Below are 16345 nucleotides of genomic sequence, written 5' to 3'. Positions count from 1 at the left end.
ATGAAGCTGATACGCGGCATACATAATCTCAGCAGCGCGCCACACGGGTGCGTGCTGACTATTGGTAATTTCGACGGCGTGCATCGTGGTCATCAGGCGCTGTTGCAGGGATTGCGGAAAGAAGGGGAGGCCCGTGGCCTGCCCGTTGTAGTGATGATTTTCGAGCCGCAGCCGCTGGAATTGTTCGCGGGCGATAAATCTCCCGCCCGACTCACTCGCCTGCGCGAGAAATTGCGCTATCTGGCGGAGTCCGGCGTGGACTATGTATTGTGTTTACGTTTCGATCGTCGCTTTGCCGCGCTGACAGCACAAAATTTCGTCAGCGACCTGCTGGTTAAGCGTCTTGGCGTACAGTTTCTTGCCGTGGGCGATGATTTCCGCTTTGGCGCTGGTCGTCAGGGCGATTTCTTGCTATTACAGAAGGCTGGTCTGGAGTATGGATTTGACGTCACCAGCGCGATGACCTTCTGCGAAGGCGGCGTGCGCGTCAGCAGCACGGCGGTGCGTCAGGCGCTGGCTAATGATGACCTGGACACGGCAGAAACCCTGCTGGGCCATCCGTTCACCATCTCTGGCCGCGTGGTCCATGGCGATGCGCTGGGGCGCACGATAGGCTTCCCGACGGCGAATATACCGCTGCGTCGTCAGGTTTCCCCGGTTAAAGGGGTGTATGCGGTGGAAGTGGCAGGACTGGGCGATAAACCGTTCTACGGCGTCGCCAACATTGGCACGCGTCCGACCGTCGCCGGTGTGCGTCAACAGTTAGAAGTGCACCTGCTGGACGTTGTAATGGACCTCTATGGTCGCCATATAGATGTGATACTGCGTAAAAAAATACGCAACGAGCAGCGATTTGGTTCGCTGGATGAACTAAAAGCGCAAATTGCGCGAGATGAATTGACGGCCCGCGAGTTTTTTGGGCTTTGAACCCGGCTTAACTGCCTACGTGATAAATACGGAACCGAGAATCTGATGAGTGACTATAAATCAACCCTGAATTTGCCGGAAACAGGGTTCCCGATGCGCGGCGATCTCGCCAAGCGCGAACCGGGAATGCTGGCGCGTTGGACCGATGATGACCTGTATGGCATCATTCGTGCAGCCAAAAAAGGCAAAAAAACCTTCATTCTGCATGATGGCCCTCCATATGCGAATGGCAGCATTCATATTGGTCACTCGGTTAACAAGATTCTGAAAGACATTATCGTGAAGTCCAAAGGCCTCACGGGATACGACTCGCCTTATGTTCCGGGCTGGGACTGCCACGGTCTGCCAATCGAGCTTAAAGTGGAGCAAGAGTTCGGCAAGCCGGGTGAGAAGTTCACCGCCGCCGAGTTCCGTGCGAAGTGCCGCGAATACGCAGCCACGCAGGTTGACGGTCAGCGTGCTGACTTCATCCGTCTGGGCGTGCTGGGCGACTGGTCGCACCCGTACCTGACCATGGACTTCAAAACTGAAGCCAACATCATCCGTGCGCTGGGTAAAATCATCGGTAACGGCCACCTGCACAAAGGCGCTAAGCCGGTGCACTGGTGCGTGGACTGCCGCTCTGCGCTGGCAGAAGCGGAAGTTGAGTATTACGACAAAACCTCTCCATCTATCGACGTGGCGTTCAACGCTGTCGATCAGGATGCGGTGAAGGCTAAATTTGGCGTCTCCTCGGTAAACGGCCCGATCTCTCTGGTGATCTGGACCACCACCCCGTGGACCCTGCCGGCGAACCGTGCGATCTCCCTGTCCGGTGAGTTCGAATACGCGCTGATTCAGATTGATGGTCAGGCGGTTATCCTGGCGAAAGATCTGGTTGAGAGCGTGCTGAAGCGCGCGCATATCAACGATTACGCCGTACTGGGCACCGTGAAAGGCGACGCGCTGGAGCTGATGCGCTTCAAACACCCGTTCCTGGACTTCGACGTTCCGGCGATCCTGGGCGACCACGTGACGCTGGAAGCGGGTACCGGTGCGGTACATACCGCCGGTGGCCATGGTCCTGACGACTACAACATCAGCCTGAAGTACGGTCTGGAAATCGCTAACCCGGTTGGTCCGGACGGATCTTACCTGCCAGGCACCTATCCGGCGCTGGACGGTATCAACGTCTTCAAAGCGAACGACATCATCGTCGACATGCTGCGCACCAGCGGCGCGCTGCTGCACGTTGAAAAAATGCAGCATAGCTATCCGTGCTGCTGGCGTCATAAAACGCCGATCATCTTCCGTGCGACCCCGCAGTGGTTCGTCAGCATGGATCAGAAAGGCCTGCGCGAGCAGTCTCTGAAAGAGATCAAAGGCGTGCAGTGGATCCCTGACTGGGGCCAGGCGCGTATCGAATCCATGGTGGCTAACCGTCCTGACTGGTGTATCTCCCGTCAGCGTACCTGGGGCGTGCCGATGTCTCTGTTCGTGCATAAAGAGACGCAGGAGCTGCACCCAAACACCCTGGAACTGATGGAAGAAGTGGCGAAACGCGTCGAAGTTGACGGTATTCAGGCGTGGTGGGATCTCGACTCCCGCGACATCCTGGGCGCTGACGCAGACAACTACGAGAAAGTGCCGGATACCCTGGACGTGTGGTTCGACTCCGGGTCTACCCACTCTTCCGTGGTTGACGTGCGTCCGGAATTTGCCGGTCACGCTGCCGATATGTATCTGGAAGGGTCTGACCAACACCGCGGCTGGTTCATGTCATCTCTCATGATCTCCACCGCCATGAAGGGTAAAGCGCCTTACCGTCAGGTACTGACTCACGGCTTCACCGTGGATGGTCAGGGCCGTAAGATGTCCAAATCTATCGGTAACACCGTTTCTCCGCAGGATGTGATGAACAAGCTGGGCGCAGACATTCTGCGTCTGTGGGTGGCCTCTACCGATTACACCGGCGAAATGGCGGTGTCTGACGAGATACTGAAGCGTGCTGCCGACAGCTATCGTCGTATCCGTAACACCGCGCGCTTCCTGCTGGCGAACCTGAACGGGTTCGATCCGGCAAAAGACATGGTGAAACCGGAAGAGATGGTGGTGCTGGACCGCTGGGCGGTAGGCTGCGCGAAAGCGGCGCAGGAAGATATTCTGAAAGCCTATGAGTCTTACGACTTCCACGAAGTGGTGCAGCGCCTGATGCGCTTCTGCTCCATCGAGATGGGCTCGTTCTACCTCGACATCATCAAAGACCGCCAGTACACCGCGAAAGCGGACAGCGTGGCGCGTCGTAGCTGCCAGACCGCGCTGTTCCACATCGCAGAAGCGCTGGTGCGCTGGATGGCGCCGATCATGTCCTTTACCGCGGATGAAATCTGGGGCTACCTGCCGGGCGAGCGTGAGAAGTATGTGTTCACGGGCGAGTGGTACGAAGGTCTGTTCGATCTCTCCAGCACCGAAGCGATGAACGATGCCTTCTGGGACGAGTTGCTGAAAGTGCGTGGCGAAGTGAACAAGGTTATCGAGCAGGCGCGCGCGGACAAGAAAGTCGGCGGCTCTCTGGAAGCGGCAGTTACGCTGTATGCCGAACCGGAGCTGGCGGCGAAGCTGACGGCGCTGGGCGATGAATTACGATTTGTCCTGTTGACCTCCGGTGCGAAAGTTGCGGATTATGCCGATGCTTCTGCTGATGCTCAGCAGAGCGAACTGCTCAAAGGACTGAAAGTCGCGCTGAGCAAAGCCGACGGTGAGAAATGCCCGCGTTGCTGGCATTACACCACCGATGTTGGCCAGGTGGCGGAACACGCAGACATCTGCGGACGCTGTGTAAGCAACGTCGCCGGTGACGGCGAAAAACGTAAGTTTGCCTGATGAGTAAAACTCTCTGTTCAACAGGACTGCGCTGGCTGTGGCTGGTTGTGGTGGTGCTGATTATCGATCTGGGCAGCAAGTTCCTGATCCTCCAGAATTTTGCTCTGGGGGAGACGGTTCCGCTGTTCCCGTCGCTTAACCTGCACTACGCGCGTAACTACGGCGCAGCGTTTAGTTTCCTTGCCGACAGCGGTGGCTGGCAGCGCTGGTTCTTTGCGGGTATCGCTCTCGGTATCTGCGTGATCCTCGCGGTGCTGATGTACCGCTCGAAGGCCACGCAAAAGCTGAATAACATTGCCTACGCGCTGATCATTGGCGGCGCGCTGGGCAACCTGTTTGACCGTCTGTGGCACGGCTTTGTGGTCGATATGATCGACTTCTACGTCGGCGACTGGCACTTCGCGACCTTTAACCTGGCCGATACGGCAATTTGTATCGGTGCGGCGTTAATCGTGCTGGAAGGCTTCTTGCCTAAACCGGCCGCGAAAGAGCAGGCGTAACACACTCGCCCGGTGGCGTAATGCTACCGGGCAAAACAAGCGAGCAATTTGCATGTCTAAATCCGTACAGAGCAACAGCGCGGTTCTCGTTCACTTCACGCTGAAGCTGGATGACGGCTCCACGGCCGAATCCACCCGCAATAACGGCAAACCGGCCCTGTTTCGTCTTGGCGATACCTCCCTGTCTGAAGGTCTTGAGCAGCAGCTTCTGGGCCTGAAAGAGGGTGAGAAAAAAGCCTTTTCGCTGGAGCCGGATGCCGCGTTTGGCGTGCCGAGTCCGGACCTGATCCAGTATTTCTCGCGCCGCGAGTTTATGGACGCGGGTGAACCGGAGATCGGAGCGATTATGCTCTTTACCGCTATGGACGGCAGCGAAATGCCTGGCGTGATCCGCGAGATCAACGGCGACTCTATTACCGTTGACTTCAACCATCCGCTTGCCGGGCGTACCGTTCATTTTGATGTTGAAGTGCTGGAAATCGATCCTGCACTGGAGGCCTGAAATGCAGATCCTGTTGGCTAACCCGCGCGGCTTCTGCGCCGGTGTAGACCGCGCTATCAGCATTGTTGAAAACGCGCTGGAGATTTACGGCGCGCCGATTTATGTACGTCACGAAGTGGTGCACAACCGCTACGTGGTCGACAGCCTGCGCGAGCGCGGAGCCATCTTCATTGAACAAATCAGCGAAGTGCCGGACGGTGCGATCCTGATCTTCTCCGCGCACGGCGTCTCTCAGGCGGTACGTAACGAAGCAAAAAGCCGCGATCTGACCGTATTCGATGCCACCTGTCCGCTGGTGACAAAAGTGCATATGGAAGTGGCTCGCGCCAGCCGTCGTGGTGAAGAGTCGATTCTGATTGGCCATGCCGGTCATCCGGAAGTCGAAGGCACCATGGGCCAGTACAGTAACCCGGAAGGGGGCATGTATCTGGTTGAGTCGCCTGAAGATGTCTTTACGCTGAACGTGAAAAATGAAGCCCGTCTGTCGTTTATGACCCAGACGACGCTCTCCGTAGACGATACCTCAGAGGTGATTGACGCGCTGCGTCAGCGCTTCCCGAAGATCGTCGGCCCGCGTAAGGATGATATCTGCTACGCGACCACTAACCGTCAGGAAGCGGTGCGCGCACTGGCTGAACAGGCGGATGTGGTGCTGGTAGTCGGCTCCAAAAACTCGTCTAACTCCAACCGTCTGGCCGAACTGGCGCAACGCATGGGGAAAGCGGCTTTCCTGATTGATGACGCGTCGGATATTCAGGAAGCGTGGGTTAAGCATGCGGCCTGTGTCGGCGTGACGGCCGGGGCGTCTGCGCCAGATATTCTGGTACAGAACGTCATTTCCCGTCTGCAGGAACTGGGCGGTGGCGAAGCGGTGCCGCTGGAAGGACGTGAAGAGAACATTGTTTTTGAAGTCCCGAAAGAACTGCGCATCGACGCCCGCGAAGTCGAATAGTCCTTTTTCTGATGAAAGGCCAGCACCTCCTGTGCTGGCCTTTTTTTTACCCGTTACTTTATCGTGACGACAAAATCATGTCTTTTACTGATATTTAAGTCGGTTTCACGTTAAATTCTAATTATCGGTGTTTTCAGTTGGCAGTGCTTCTCAAGGCTGGTTAATCTGAAAACGGTTTACATCATTTTAACGTAAGAGAATAACTATGCATGATGCACAGATCCGTGTCGCCATTGCGGGCGCGGGTGGACGTATGGGCCGTCAGCTTATTCAGGCGGCACTTCAGATGGATGGCGTCGCGCTTGGCGCGGCACTGGAGCGTGAAGGTTCGTCGCTTCTGGGAACCGATGCCGGTGAGCTGGCGGGCGCAGGCCACACGGGCGTTACCGTGCAAAGCAGCCTGGAGGCGGTAAAAGAGGACTTCGATGTCTTCATCGATTTTACCCGCCCGGAAGGGACGCTCACGCATCTGGCGTTTTGTCGTCAGCACGGCAAGGGGATGGTGATCGGCACCACCGGTTTTGACGATGCGGGCAAGCAGGCTATCCAGGATGCATCAAAAGAGATTGCGATTGTCTTCGCGGCAAACTTCAGCGTGGGCGTTAACGTCACGCTGAAGCTGCTGGAGAAGGCCGCGAAGGTGATGGGCAACTATACCGATATCGAGATCGTAGAAGCTCACCACCGTTACAAAGTTGATGCGCCATCGGGTACGGCGCTGGCGATGGGCGAAGCGATTGCTCATGCACTTGATAAAGATTTAAAAGACTGCGCGGTCTATACGCGTGAAGGTTACACCGGCGAACGCGTTCCTGGCACTATTGGTTTCGCAACCGTGCGAGCGGGTGACATCGTCGGCGAACACACGGCGATGTTCGCCGATATTGGCGAACGCGTCGAAATTACGCATAAAGCCTCCAGCCGAATGACGTTCGCCAACGGCGCCGTACGTTCCGCTTTGTGGCTTAAAAACAAGAAAGATGGCCTTTTTGATATGCGAGATGTGCTCGATCTCAACAATTTGTAAGCATTATTACCCATCGTGATGTGGTTATTGCAGTCGTAATTGTTTGATTGCATAGGGCAATATTTTATTGCCCTTTTATTTTATCTGTTTCATGGATTATTTTTGCTTAACCCTCTGAATATCTATCTCTTGTGGTGTTTTAACGTTACTGAAATGTAAATTTTGACCATCTGGTCCACTTTATAGTGCTGCGCTAGCTCATTTTTCATTAAACCTGGCACGCAAGCGTTTTCCGCAGTGATTTACCTGATCTTTTTGTCGCTTAAGCCGCATTCCACTCGCCAGGCTTGCAAAAGAGTAAACAAAATATCCGTTTTAAGTTGACTTTTACCCACCAAATCCCCAGAATGCCGCCGTTTGCCAAAAATCCGCTGGCAACACATTTGCATTGATCCATGACATGCTATGAATTAATATGCAAATAAAGTGAGTGAATATTCTCTGGAGGGTGTTTTGATTAAGTCAGCGCTATTGGTTCTGGAAGACGGAACCCAGTTTATCGGTCGGGCCATAGGGGCAACGGGTTCGGCGGTTGGGGAAGTCGTTTTCAATACTTCAATGACCGGTTATCAAGAAATCCTCACTGATCCTTCCTATTCTCGCCAAATCGTTACTCTTACTTATCCTCATATCGGCAATGTCGGCACCAATGCGGCTGACGAAGAATCTTCTCAGGTACATGCGCAAGGCCTGGTCATCCGCGACCTGCCGCTGATTGCCAGCAACTTCCGCAATACCGAAGACCTCTCTTCTTACCTGAAGCGCCATAACATCGTGGCGATTGCCGATATCGATACCCGTAAGTTAACGCGTCTGCTGCGCGAGAAGGGTGCACAGAACGGCTGCATCATCGCGGGTGATAACCTCGATGCGACGCTGGCGCTGGAAAAAGCGAAAGCCTTCCCGGGCCTGAACGGCATGGACCTGGCGAAAGAAGTGACGACAGCTGAAGCCTACAGCTGGACTCAGGGTAGCTGGACGCTGGAAGGCGACCTGCCTGAAGCGAAAAAAGAGAGCGAGCTGCCGTTCCACGTGGTGGCCTACGATTTCGGCGCCAAGCGCAACATCCTGCGCATGCTGGTTGACCGCGGCTGCCGCCTGACGGTGGTTCCGGCACAAACGTCTGCCGAAGACGTGCTGAAGATGAATCCGGACGGTATTTTCCTGTCCAACGGTCCTGGCGACCCGGCGCCGTGCGATTACGCCATCGCCGCCATCAAGTCCTTCCTGGAAACCGACATCCCGGTATTCGGCATCTGCCTCGGCCATCAGCTGCTGGCGCTGGCGAGCGGTGCGAACACCGTTAAGATGAAGTTCGGCCACCACGGTGGTAACCACCCGGTGAAAGACATCGATAACAACACGGTGATGATCACCGCGCAGAACCACGGCTTTGCCGTCGATGAAGCCTCGATGCCGGCTAACCTGCGCGTGACCCATAAGTCGCTGTTCGATGGCACCCTGCAGGGTATCCACCGTACCGATAAGCCAGCATTCAGCTTCCAGGGCCACCCGGAAGCCAGCCCGGGCCCACACGACGCCGCGCCGCTGTTCGATCACTTCATCGAACTTATCGAGCAATACCGTAAGACCGCTAAATAATCAGGAGCCGAGAAGACAATGCCAAAACGTACAGACATAAAAAGCATCCTGATCCTTGGCGCTGGCCCGATCGTGATCGGCCAGGCCTGCGAATTCGACTACTCCGGCGCGCAGGCGTGTAAAGCCCTGCGTGAAGAGGGTTACCGCGTAATCCTGGTAAACTCTAACCCGGCAACCATCATGACCGACCCGGAAATGGCTGATGCAACCTACATCGAGCCGATTCACTGGGAAGTGGTGCGTAAAATCATCGAGAAAGAGCGTCCGGACGCGGTGCTGCCAACCATGGGCGGCCAGACGGCGCTGAACTGTGCGCTGGAGCTGGAGCGTCAGGGCGTGCTGGAAGAGTTCGGCGTGACCATGATTGGTGCGACCGCCGACGCGATTGATAAAGCAGAAGACCGTCGCCGCTTCGACGTGGCGATGAAGAAAATCGGCCTCGACACCGCACGTTCCGGTATCGCACACAACATGGAAGAAGCGCTGGCCGTCGCGGCTGACGTGGGCTATCCGTGCATCATCCGTCCATCGTTCACCATGGGCGGCACCGGCGGCGGTATCGCCTACAACCGCGAAGAGTTCGAAGAGATTTGCGAACGCGGTCTGGATCTCTCTCCAACCAAAGAGCTGCTGATTGATGAATCGCTGATTGGCTGGAAAGAGTACGAGATGGAAGTGGTGCGTGATAAAAACGACAACTGCATCATCGTCTGCTCCATCGAAAACTTCGATGCGATGGGTATCCACACCGGTGACTCCATCACCGTTGCGCCAGCCCAGACCCTGACCGACAAAGAGTATCAAATCATGCGTAACGCCTCGATGGCGGTACTGCGTGAAATCGGCGTGGAAACCGGCGGTTCTAACGTGCAGTTCTCCGTTAACCCGAAAACCGGCCGCCTGATTGTTATCGAAATGAACCCGCGCGTGTCCCGTTCCTCCGCGCTGGCCTCTAAAGCGACCGGCTTCCCGATTGCGAAAGTGGCGGCGAAGCTGGCGGTGGGTTATACCCTCGACGAGCTGATGAACGACATCACCGGTGGCCGCACGCCTGCGTCCTTCGAGCCGTCAATCGACTACGTTGTGACCAAAATTCCACGCTTCAACTTCGAGAAATTCGCGGGCGCGAACGACCGTCTGACCACCCAGATGAAATCTGTCGGTGAAGTGATGGCGATTGGCCGCACGCAGCAGGAATCCCTGCAGAAAGCGCTGCGCGGCCTCGAAGTGGGCGCGACCGGCTTCGACCCGAAGGTGAGCCTGGACGACCCGGAAGCGCTGACCAAAATCCGCCGCGAGCTGAAAGACGCGGGCGCAGAGCGTATCTGGTATATCGCCGATGCCTTCCGTGCGGGCCTGTCCGTCGACGGCGTGTTCAACCTGACCAACATCGACCGCTGGTTCCTGGTGCAGATTGAAGAGCTGGTGCGTCTGGAAGAGCAGGTAGCGGAGCTGGGCATCAACGGCCTGGACGCTGACTTCCTGCGCGTGCTGAAGCGCAAAGGCTTCGCCGATGCGCGTCTGGCTAAGCTGGCGGGCGTGCGTGAAGCGGAAATCCGCAAGCTGCGCGACCAGTACGACCTGCACCCGGTCTACAAGCGCGTGGACACCTGTGCGGCTGAATTCTCGACCGACACCGCCTACATGTACTCCACCTATGAAGACGAGTGCGAAGCGAACCCGTCCGTCGACCGCGATAAGATTATGGTGCTGGGCGGCGGTCCAAACCGTATCGGCCAGGGCATCGAGTTCGACTACTGCTGCGTACACGCCTCGCTGGCGCTGCGCGAAGACGGTTACGAGACCATCATGGTCAACTGTAACCCGGAAACCGTCTCTACCGACTACGACACCTCTGATCGCCTCTACTTCGAGCCGGTTACCCTGGAAGACGTGCTGGAAATCGTGCGCATCGAGAAGCCAAAAGGCGTTATCGTGCAGTACGGCGGCCAGACCCCGCTGAAGCTGGCGCGCGCGCTGGAAGCAGCAGGCGTGCCGGTTATCGGCACCAGCCCGGACGCGATTGACCGTGCGGAAGACCGCGAGCGTTTCCAGCAGGCGGTTGACCGTCTGAAGCTGAAACAGCCGGCGAACGCCACCGTCACCGCCATTGAAATGGCCGTTGAGAAGGCGAAAGAGATTGGCTACCCGCTGGTGGTGCGTCCTTCCTACGTGCTGGGCGGCCGCGCGATGGAAATCGTGTATGACGAAGCCGACCTGCGTCGCTACTTCCAGACTGCGGTGAGCGTCTCCAACGATGCGCCAGTGCTGCTCGACCGCTTCCTCGACGACGCGGTAGAAGTGGACGTTGACGCCATCTGCGACGGCGAAATGGTGCTGATTGGCGGCATCATGGAGCACATCGAGCAGGCGGGCGTGCACTCCGGCGACTCCGCCTGTTCTCTGCCAGCGTACACGCTGAGCCAGGAGATTCAGGACGTGATGCGCCAGCAGGTGCAGAAGCTGGCCTTCGAGCTGCAGGTTCGCGGTCTGATGAACGTCCAGTTTGCGGTGAAAGACAACGAAGTCTACCTGATTGAAGTCAACCCGCGTGCTGCACGTACCGTACCGTTCGTCTCCAAAGCCACCGGCGTACCGCTGGCGAAAGTGGCGGCGCGCGTGATGGCGGGCCAGACGCTGGCGCAGCAGGGCGTGACCAAAGAGATCATTCCACCGTACTACTCGGTGAAAGAAGTGGTGCTGCCGTTCAACAAATTCCCGGGTGTTGACCCGCTGTTAGGGCCAGAAATGCGCTCTACCGGGGAAGTGATGGGCGTGGGCCGCACCTTCGCAGAAGCGTTCGCGAAGGCGCAGCTGGGCAGTAGCTCCACCATGAGAAAATCAGGCCGTGCGCTGCTCTCCGTTCGCGAAGGCGACAAAGAGCGCGTGGTTGACCTGGCCGCCAAGCTGCTGAAACAGGGCTTCGAGCTGGACGCGACCCACGGTACCGCGATTGTGCTGGGCGAAGCCGGCATCAACCCGCGTCTGGTGAACAAGGTGCATGAAGGTCGTCCGCACATTCAGGACCGTATCAAGAATGGCGAATACACCTACATCATCAACACCACCGCAGGCCGCCAGGCGATTGAAGACTCCAAGCTGATTCGTCGCAGCGCGCTGCAGTACAAAGTGCACTACGACACCACCCTGAACGGCGGTTTCGCAACGGCCATGGCGCTGAACGCGGATGCCACCGAGAAGGTGATTTCAGTGCAGGAAATGCACGCGCAGATTAGCAAATAAGTAAAAATGCCCGGTGCCGTTCGGCTGCCGGGCATTCTCCCATCTTCAGAACCTTCTGGTTTTTCATCCGCTTTCAGTCAGTTAGCCTAAAATGGTTAGGTCGATAACGAAATTCAACTGAGAGCAGGGGAAAACACCATGCAAAATAAATTACTGATCGCTTCCGTTCTGGCTGCCACGACAATGTTTACCGTTGCGGGCTGTTCGTCTAATCAGGCCGTAAAAACCACCGATGGCAAAACCATTGTCACCGACGGCAAACCTCAGGTGGATGACGATACCGGTCTGGTGTCGTACAAAAACGCCGAAACCGGTCAAACCGAGCAGATCAACCGTGACCAGGTGAAATCCATGGGCGAGCTGGATAACTAATTCAGAATTCTGACGTAAGCCCGTCAATAATATTCACTATTAGCCTGTTGAATTACTGACTACACTCTTTTGTTAAAAGAAAGCAGTAACAACAGGCTAATCAATGATTCTGATAATTTATGCCCATCCTTATCCGCAGCACTCGCATGCGAATAAGCGGATGCTTGAGCAGGTAAGGACGCTTGATAACGTAGAGATACGTTCCCTCTATCAACTTTATCCCGATTTTAATATCGATATCGCCGCCGAACAGGAGGCGCTCTCCCGTGCCGATCTGATTATCTGGCAGCATCCAATGCAGTGGTACAGCACGCCCCCGCTCCTGAAACTGTGGATTGATAAAGTCTTCTCCCACGGCTGGGCGTATGGCCACAACGGCAATGCGCTAAAAGGAAAAAGCCTGATGTGGGCGGTTACCACCGGCGGTGGGGAAAGCCATTTTGATATCGGTTCCTTCCCGGGGTTTGACGTCCTGGCGCAGCCGCTGCAGGCGACCGCGCTCTATTGCGGTCTGAACTGGCTCCCGCCGTTTGCGATGCACTGCACGTTTGTTTGCGACGATGAAACGCTGCAGGCGCAGGCTCGTCATTATAAACAACGCTTACTTGAGTGGCAGGAGACGCACCATGGATAGCCATACGCTGATACAGGCGCTGATTTACCTCGGCGCGGCGGCGCTGATTGTGCCCGTGGCGGTACGCCTGGGGCTGGGTTCGGTGCTCGGCTACCTGATTGCAGGCTGCGTCATTGGGCCGTGGGGCTTTAGACTGGTCACGGATGCCGAGGCGATTCTCCATTTCGCTGAGATTGGCGTGGTGCTGATGCTGTTTGTGATTGGCCTGGAGCTCGACCCGCAGCGGCTGTGGAAGCTTCGCGCCTCGGTATTTGGCGGTGGTGCGCTGCAGATGGTGGCCTGCGGCCTGCTGCTGGGTGGGTTCTGCATCCTGTTGGGTATGGACTGGAAAGTGGCAGAGCTCATCGGCATGACGCTGGCGCTCTCCTCGACGGCGATTGCCATGCAGGCGATGAACGAGCGAAATCTGACGGTCTCCCAGATGGGACGCAGCGCGTTCTCGGTGCTGCTGTTCCAGGACATTGCCGCTATCCCGCTGGTGGCGATGATCCCGCTGCTGGCGGCCAGCGGTTCCTCTACCACGCTGGGCGCTTTCGCGCTGTCGGCGCTGAAGGTGGCGGGCGCGCTGGCGCTGGTGGTGCTGCTTGGCCGCTACGTGACCCGCCCGCTGCTGCGGTTTGTCGCTCGTTCTGGTCTGCGCGAAGTGTTCAGCGCCGTGGCGCTGTTCCTGGTGTTTGGCTTCGGTCTGCTGCTGGAGGAGGCCGGGCTGTCGATGGCGATGGGGGCGTTCCTCGCAGGCGTGCTGCTGGCGAGCTCTGAATACCGTCACGCGCTGGAAAGCGATATCGAGCCGTTCAAAGGGTTGCTGCTGGGACTGTTTTTCATCGGCGTCGGGATGTCCGTCGACTTCGGCACGCTGGTGACGCACCCGCTGCGGATCGTCATCCTGCTCGTCGGCTTCCTGGTCATTAAAATGGTGATGCTGTGGCTGATTGCTCGCCCACTGAACGTGCCGGGCAGGCAGCGCCGCTGGTTCGCCGTGCTGCTGGGGCAGGGGAGTGAATTTGCGTTCGTGGTGTTTGGCGCCGCGCAGATGGCAAACGTGCTCGATCCCGAGTGGGCGAAGGCGCTGACGCTGGCGGTCGCCCTGTCGATGGCGGCGACGCCTGTGCTGCTGGTGGTACTGACGCGCCTGGAAAAATCGGACAGCGGGCAGGAGCGCGAGGCCGACGAGATCGACGAGGAGCAGCCGCGCGTCATCATCGCCGGATTTGGCCGCTACGGGCAGATCGTGGGTCGTTTACTGCTGTCGAGCGGGGTGAAAATGGTCATCCTCGATCACGACCCCGACCATGTCGATACCCTGCGTAAATTTGATATGAAGGTGTTTTACGGGGATGCAACCCGCGTCGATCTGCTGGAATCCGCCGGGGCGGCAAAAGCCGAAGTGTTGATTAACGCCATTGACGATCCGGAAACCAGCATGCAGATGGTGGAGCTGGTAAAAGAGCATTTCCCGGCGCTGACTATTATCTCCCGCGCGCGCGATGTGGATCACTACATCCGGCTGCGGCAGGCGGGCGTAGACGCGCCGGAGCGTGAAACCTTCGAAGGTGCGCTGAAGTCTGGCCGCATGGCGCTGGAAAACCTGGGACTCGGCGCGTATGAAGCACGCGAACGGGCAGACCTGTTCCGCCGCTTTAATACCGAGATGGTCGAAGAGATGGCGGCGATGGCCGGCAGTACGGCCACCGAGCGTGCGGCGGTGTTCAAACGCACCAGCGCGATGCTGACGGAAATCATTAACGAGGACCGTAACCACCTGTCGCTGATCCAGCGCCATGGCTGGCAGGGCACGGAAGAGGGCAAGCATACCGGCGATCCGGCTGACGAGCCCGAGAGTAAACCTTCCGCGTGAAGTGGAGTTGCCAGCAATATTAAAAAATTTCTTTATCTTTACCCTGCCGCCAGTCGACGAAAGATTAAGCTTTCCGTATAGTGGCGGCAATTTTTTGCATCCGGGAAATTTTCAATGATCAGTCTGATTGCAGCGCTGGCGGTGGACCGCGTTATCGGTATGGAAAATGCCATGCCGTGGAACCTGCCTGCCGATCTCGCATGGTTTAAACGTACTACGTTAAACAAGCCGGTAGTGATGGGCCGCCTGACCTGGGAGTCGATTGGTCGTCCATTGCCGGGCCGTAAGAATATCGTTATCAGCAGCCAGCCGGGCACTGACGATCGCGTCGAATGGGTAAAATCAGTCGACGAGGCAATTGCTGCATGCGGTAATGCCGAAGAGATCATGGTGATTGGCGGTGGGCGCGTGTACGAGCAGTTCCTGCCAAAAGCGCAGAAGCTGTATCTGACCCACATTGATGCAGAAGTGGAAGGGGATACTCATTTCCCGGACTACGATCCGGACGAGTGGGAATCGGTATTCAGCGAATTCCACGACGCGGATGCACAGAACTCCCACAGCTACTGCTTCGAGATTCTGGAACGTCGTTAAGTGATTTTCCCTCTCCCGGCCGGGAGAGGGAATTACGTATCAGGAGGCAACGGCCTCGCTTTCCCCCAGGTCCAGCTGTCGGTTGGACGGCTGCACAAAGTAAGCTTTATCTTCCCAGCGTAAGCAGGTTAACTCTCCGCCCCAGCAGCATCCGGTATCCAGACCGTAAATCCCTTCCGGTGTTCCTTTTCCTTCCAGTGCAGCCCAGTGGCCAAATACCACGCTGTACTCGCTTGTCACCGGTCCCGGAATGGCAAACCACGGTTTCAGCGGAGCGGGCGCGCTTTCCGGCGTCTCTTTGGAATACATATCCAGCTGTCCGTTCGGGAAGCAGAAGCGCATGCGGGTGAACGCGTTGGTGATAAAGCGCAGACGGGCCAGACCGCTGAGATCCTCGCTCCAGTGGTTCGGCATATCGCCGTACATGGCATCGAGGAAGAAAGGATACGAGTCGCTTGCCAGCACCGCCTCAACGTCACGCGCGCAGGTTTTCGCTGTCTCAAGATCCCATTGCGGGGTGATTCCGGCATGCGCCATGACCAGCTTTTTCTCTTCGTCGATCTGCAGCAGGGGCTGACGGCGCAGCCAGTTAATCAGATCGTCCGCGTCCGGCGCATCCAGCAGTGGGGTGAGGCGATCTTTAGGTTTGTTGCGGCTGATCCCGGCGAAAACCGCCAGCAGATGCAGATCGTGATTGCCCAGCACCATGCGGACGCTGTCGCCCAGCGATTTGACGAAACGTAATACTTCAAGGGAGCCGGGGCCACGCGCGACTAAATCGCCCGTCAGCCAGAGCGTGTCCTGTCCTGGCGTAAAGTCGACCTGTTTTAATAATGCGATCAGTTCATCGTAGCAACCGTGAACGTCGCCAATCAGATATGTAGACATTAGATTAATGAATGAGTGTGGTTACGGCGAGACGGAACACAGGAATGGCAACGCGGAAATCATTGCCATCGACGTCGACCATTTCATAATGGCCCTGCATGGTACCCATCGGCGTTTCAATCACCGCGCCGCTGGTGTACTGATACTCTTCGCCAGGGGCGATGTGGGGCTGTTCACCGACCACACCTTCGCCCTGAACTTCGATTTCGCGGCCATTGCCGTTAGTGATAAGCCAGTAGCGCCCGCGCAGCTGCACGGGCATCCGCCCCAGATTGCGAATGGTCACGGTGTAAGCGAAAACAAAACGTTCTTCGTCCGGTGAGGACTGTGATTCAACATAGACGCTTTGTACATGGACACATACGCGGGGCGAATCAATCATGG

Annotated in this window: 14 protein-coding genes; 12 read left to right on the top strand and 2 right to left on the bottom strand. The window is 56.9% G+C overall.

Features of this window, described 5'->3' with window-relative positions:
- The 12 genes from ribF to folA all read left to right on the top strand — a co-directional run bounded on the left by ribF (position 1) and on the right by folA (position 15073).
- Positions 1 to 927 (top strand): bifunctional riboflavin kinase/FAD synthetase, encoded by a 927-nt coding sequence (gene ribF / locus ACWKXN_RS11660; protein WP_023310350.1) that lies wholly within the window; start codon positions 1 to 3, stop codon positions 925 to 927.
- Between the two features lie 45 nt (positions 928 to 972).
- On the top strand, positions 973 to 3789 hold the full coding sequence (gene ileS / locus ACWKXN_RS11655; RefSeq protein WP_454543810.1) for an isoleucine--tRNA ligase: 2817 nt from the start codon (positions 973 to 975) through the stop codon (positions 3787 to 3789).
- Positions 3789 to 4289, top strand: a complete 501-nt coding sequence (gene lspA, locus ACWKXN_RS11650; RefSeq protein WP_033144602.1) for a signal peptidase II — start codon at positions 3789 to 3791, stop codon at positions 4287 to 4289. The genes ileS and lspA overlap by 1 nt, the downstream gene beginning before the upstream one ends.
- A 52-nt stretch (positions 4290 to 4341) precedes the next feature.
- A complete protein-coding gene (gene fkpB, locus ACWKXN_RS11645) occupies positions 4342 to 4791 on the top strand; it encodes an FKBP-type peptidyl-prolyl cis-trans isomerase (RefSeq protein WP_003856450.1) in 450 nt (149 codons plus the stop codon).
- 1 nt (position 4792) lies between these two features.
- A complete protein-coding gene (gene ispH, locus ACWKXN_RS11640) occupies positions 4793 to 5743 on the top strand; it encodes a 4-hydroxy-3-methylbut-2-enyl diphosphate reductase (protein ID WP_182931513.1) in 951 nt (316 codons plus the stop codon).
- A gap of 205 nt (positions 5744 to 5948) precedes the next feature.
- Positions 5949 to 6770, top strand: coding sequence for a 4-hydroxy-tetrahydrodipicolinate reductase (dapB, locus tag ACWKXN_RS11635; RefSeq protein WP_454543809.1), 822 nt, complete (start codon positions 5949 to 5951; stop codon positions 6768 to 6770).
- A 453-nt stretch (positions 6771 to 7223) separates the two neighbouring features.
- Positions 7224 to 8372 carry a glutamine-hydrolyzing carbamoyl-phosphate synthase small subunit gene (gene carA, locus ACWKXN_RS11630; protein ID WP_010427050.1) on the top strand — a complete coding sequence of 383 codons (1149 nt, stop codon included), beginning with the start codon at positions 7224 to 7226 and terminating at the stop codon, positions 8370 to 8372.
- An 18-nt stretch (positions 8373 to 8390) separates the two neighbouring features.
- Complete coding sequence (carB, locus tag ACWKXN_RS11625; RefSeq protein WP_039260850.1) at positions 8391 to 11615, top strand: carbamoyl-phosphate synthase large subunit; 3225 nt, start codon at positions 8391 to 8393, stop codon at positions 11613 to 11615.
- Positions 11616 to 11753: 138 nt separating this feature from the next.
- Positions 11754 to 11987, top strand: a complete 234-nt coding sequence (locus ACWKXN_RS11620; protein WP_023310357.1) for a YgdI/YgdR family lipoprotein — start codon at positions 11754 to 11756, stop codon at positions 11985 to 11987.
- Positions 11988 to 12090: 103 nt separating this feature from the next.
- Entirely contained in the window at positions 12091 to 12621 is a 531-nt protein-coding gene (kefF, locus tag ACWKXN_RS11615; RefSeq protein WP_023310358.1) for a glutathione-regulated potassium-efflux system oxidoreductase KefF, read from the top strand.
- A complete protein-coding gene (kefC, locus tag ACWKXN_RS11610; protein ID WP_033144606.1) occupies positions 12614 to 14479 on the top strand; it encodes a glutathione-regulated potassium-efflux system protein KefC in 1866 nt (621 codons plus the stop codon). The genes kefF and kefC overlap by 8 nt, the downstream gene beginning before the upstream one ends.
- A gap of 114 nt (positions 14480 to 14593) precedes the next feature.
- Positions 14594 to 15073 (top strand): type 3 dihydrofolate reductase, encoded by a 480-nt coding sequence (gene folA / locus ACWKXN_RS11605; protein ID WP_008502023.1) that lies wholly within the window; start codon positions 14594 to 14596, stop codon positions 15071 to 15073.
- Between the two features lie 39 nt (positions 15074 to 15112).
- Here the strand turns inward: folA and apaH are convergent, their stop codons facing one another.
- Positions 15113 to 15961: a bis(5'-nucleosyl)-tetraphosphatase (symmetrical) ApaH gene (gene apaH, locus ACWKXN_RS11600; protein WP_023310360.1), complete on the bottom strand. Its 849-nt coding sequence runs from the start codon at positions 15959 to 15961 to the stop codon at positions 15113 to 15115.
- Positions 15962 to 15965: 4 nt separating this feature from the next.
- Entirely contained in the window at positions 15966 to 16343 is a 378-nt protein-coding gene (gene apaG, locus ACWKXN_RS11595; protein WP_023310361.1) for a Co2+/Mg2+ efflux protein ApaG, read from the bottom strand.
- Between the last annotated feature and the right edge of the window lie 2 nt (positions 16344 to 16345).

Source organism: Enterobacter sp. UPMP2060, assembly GCF_053709655.1.
This window is presented reverse-complemented; position numbering and strand designations above follow the sequence as displayed.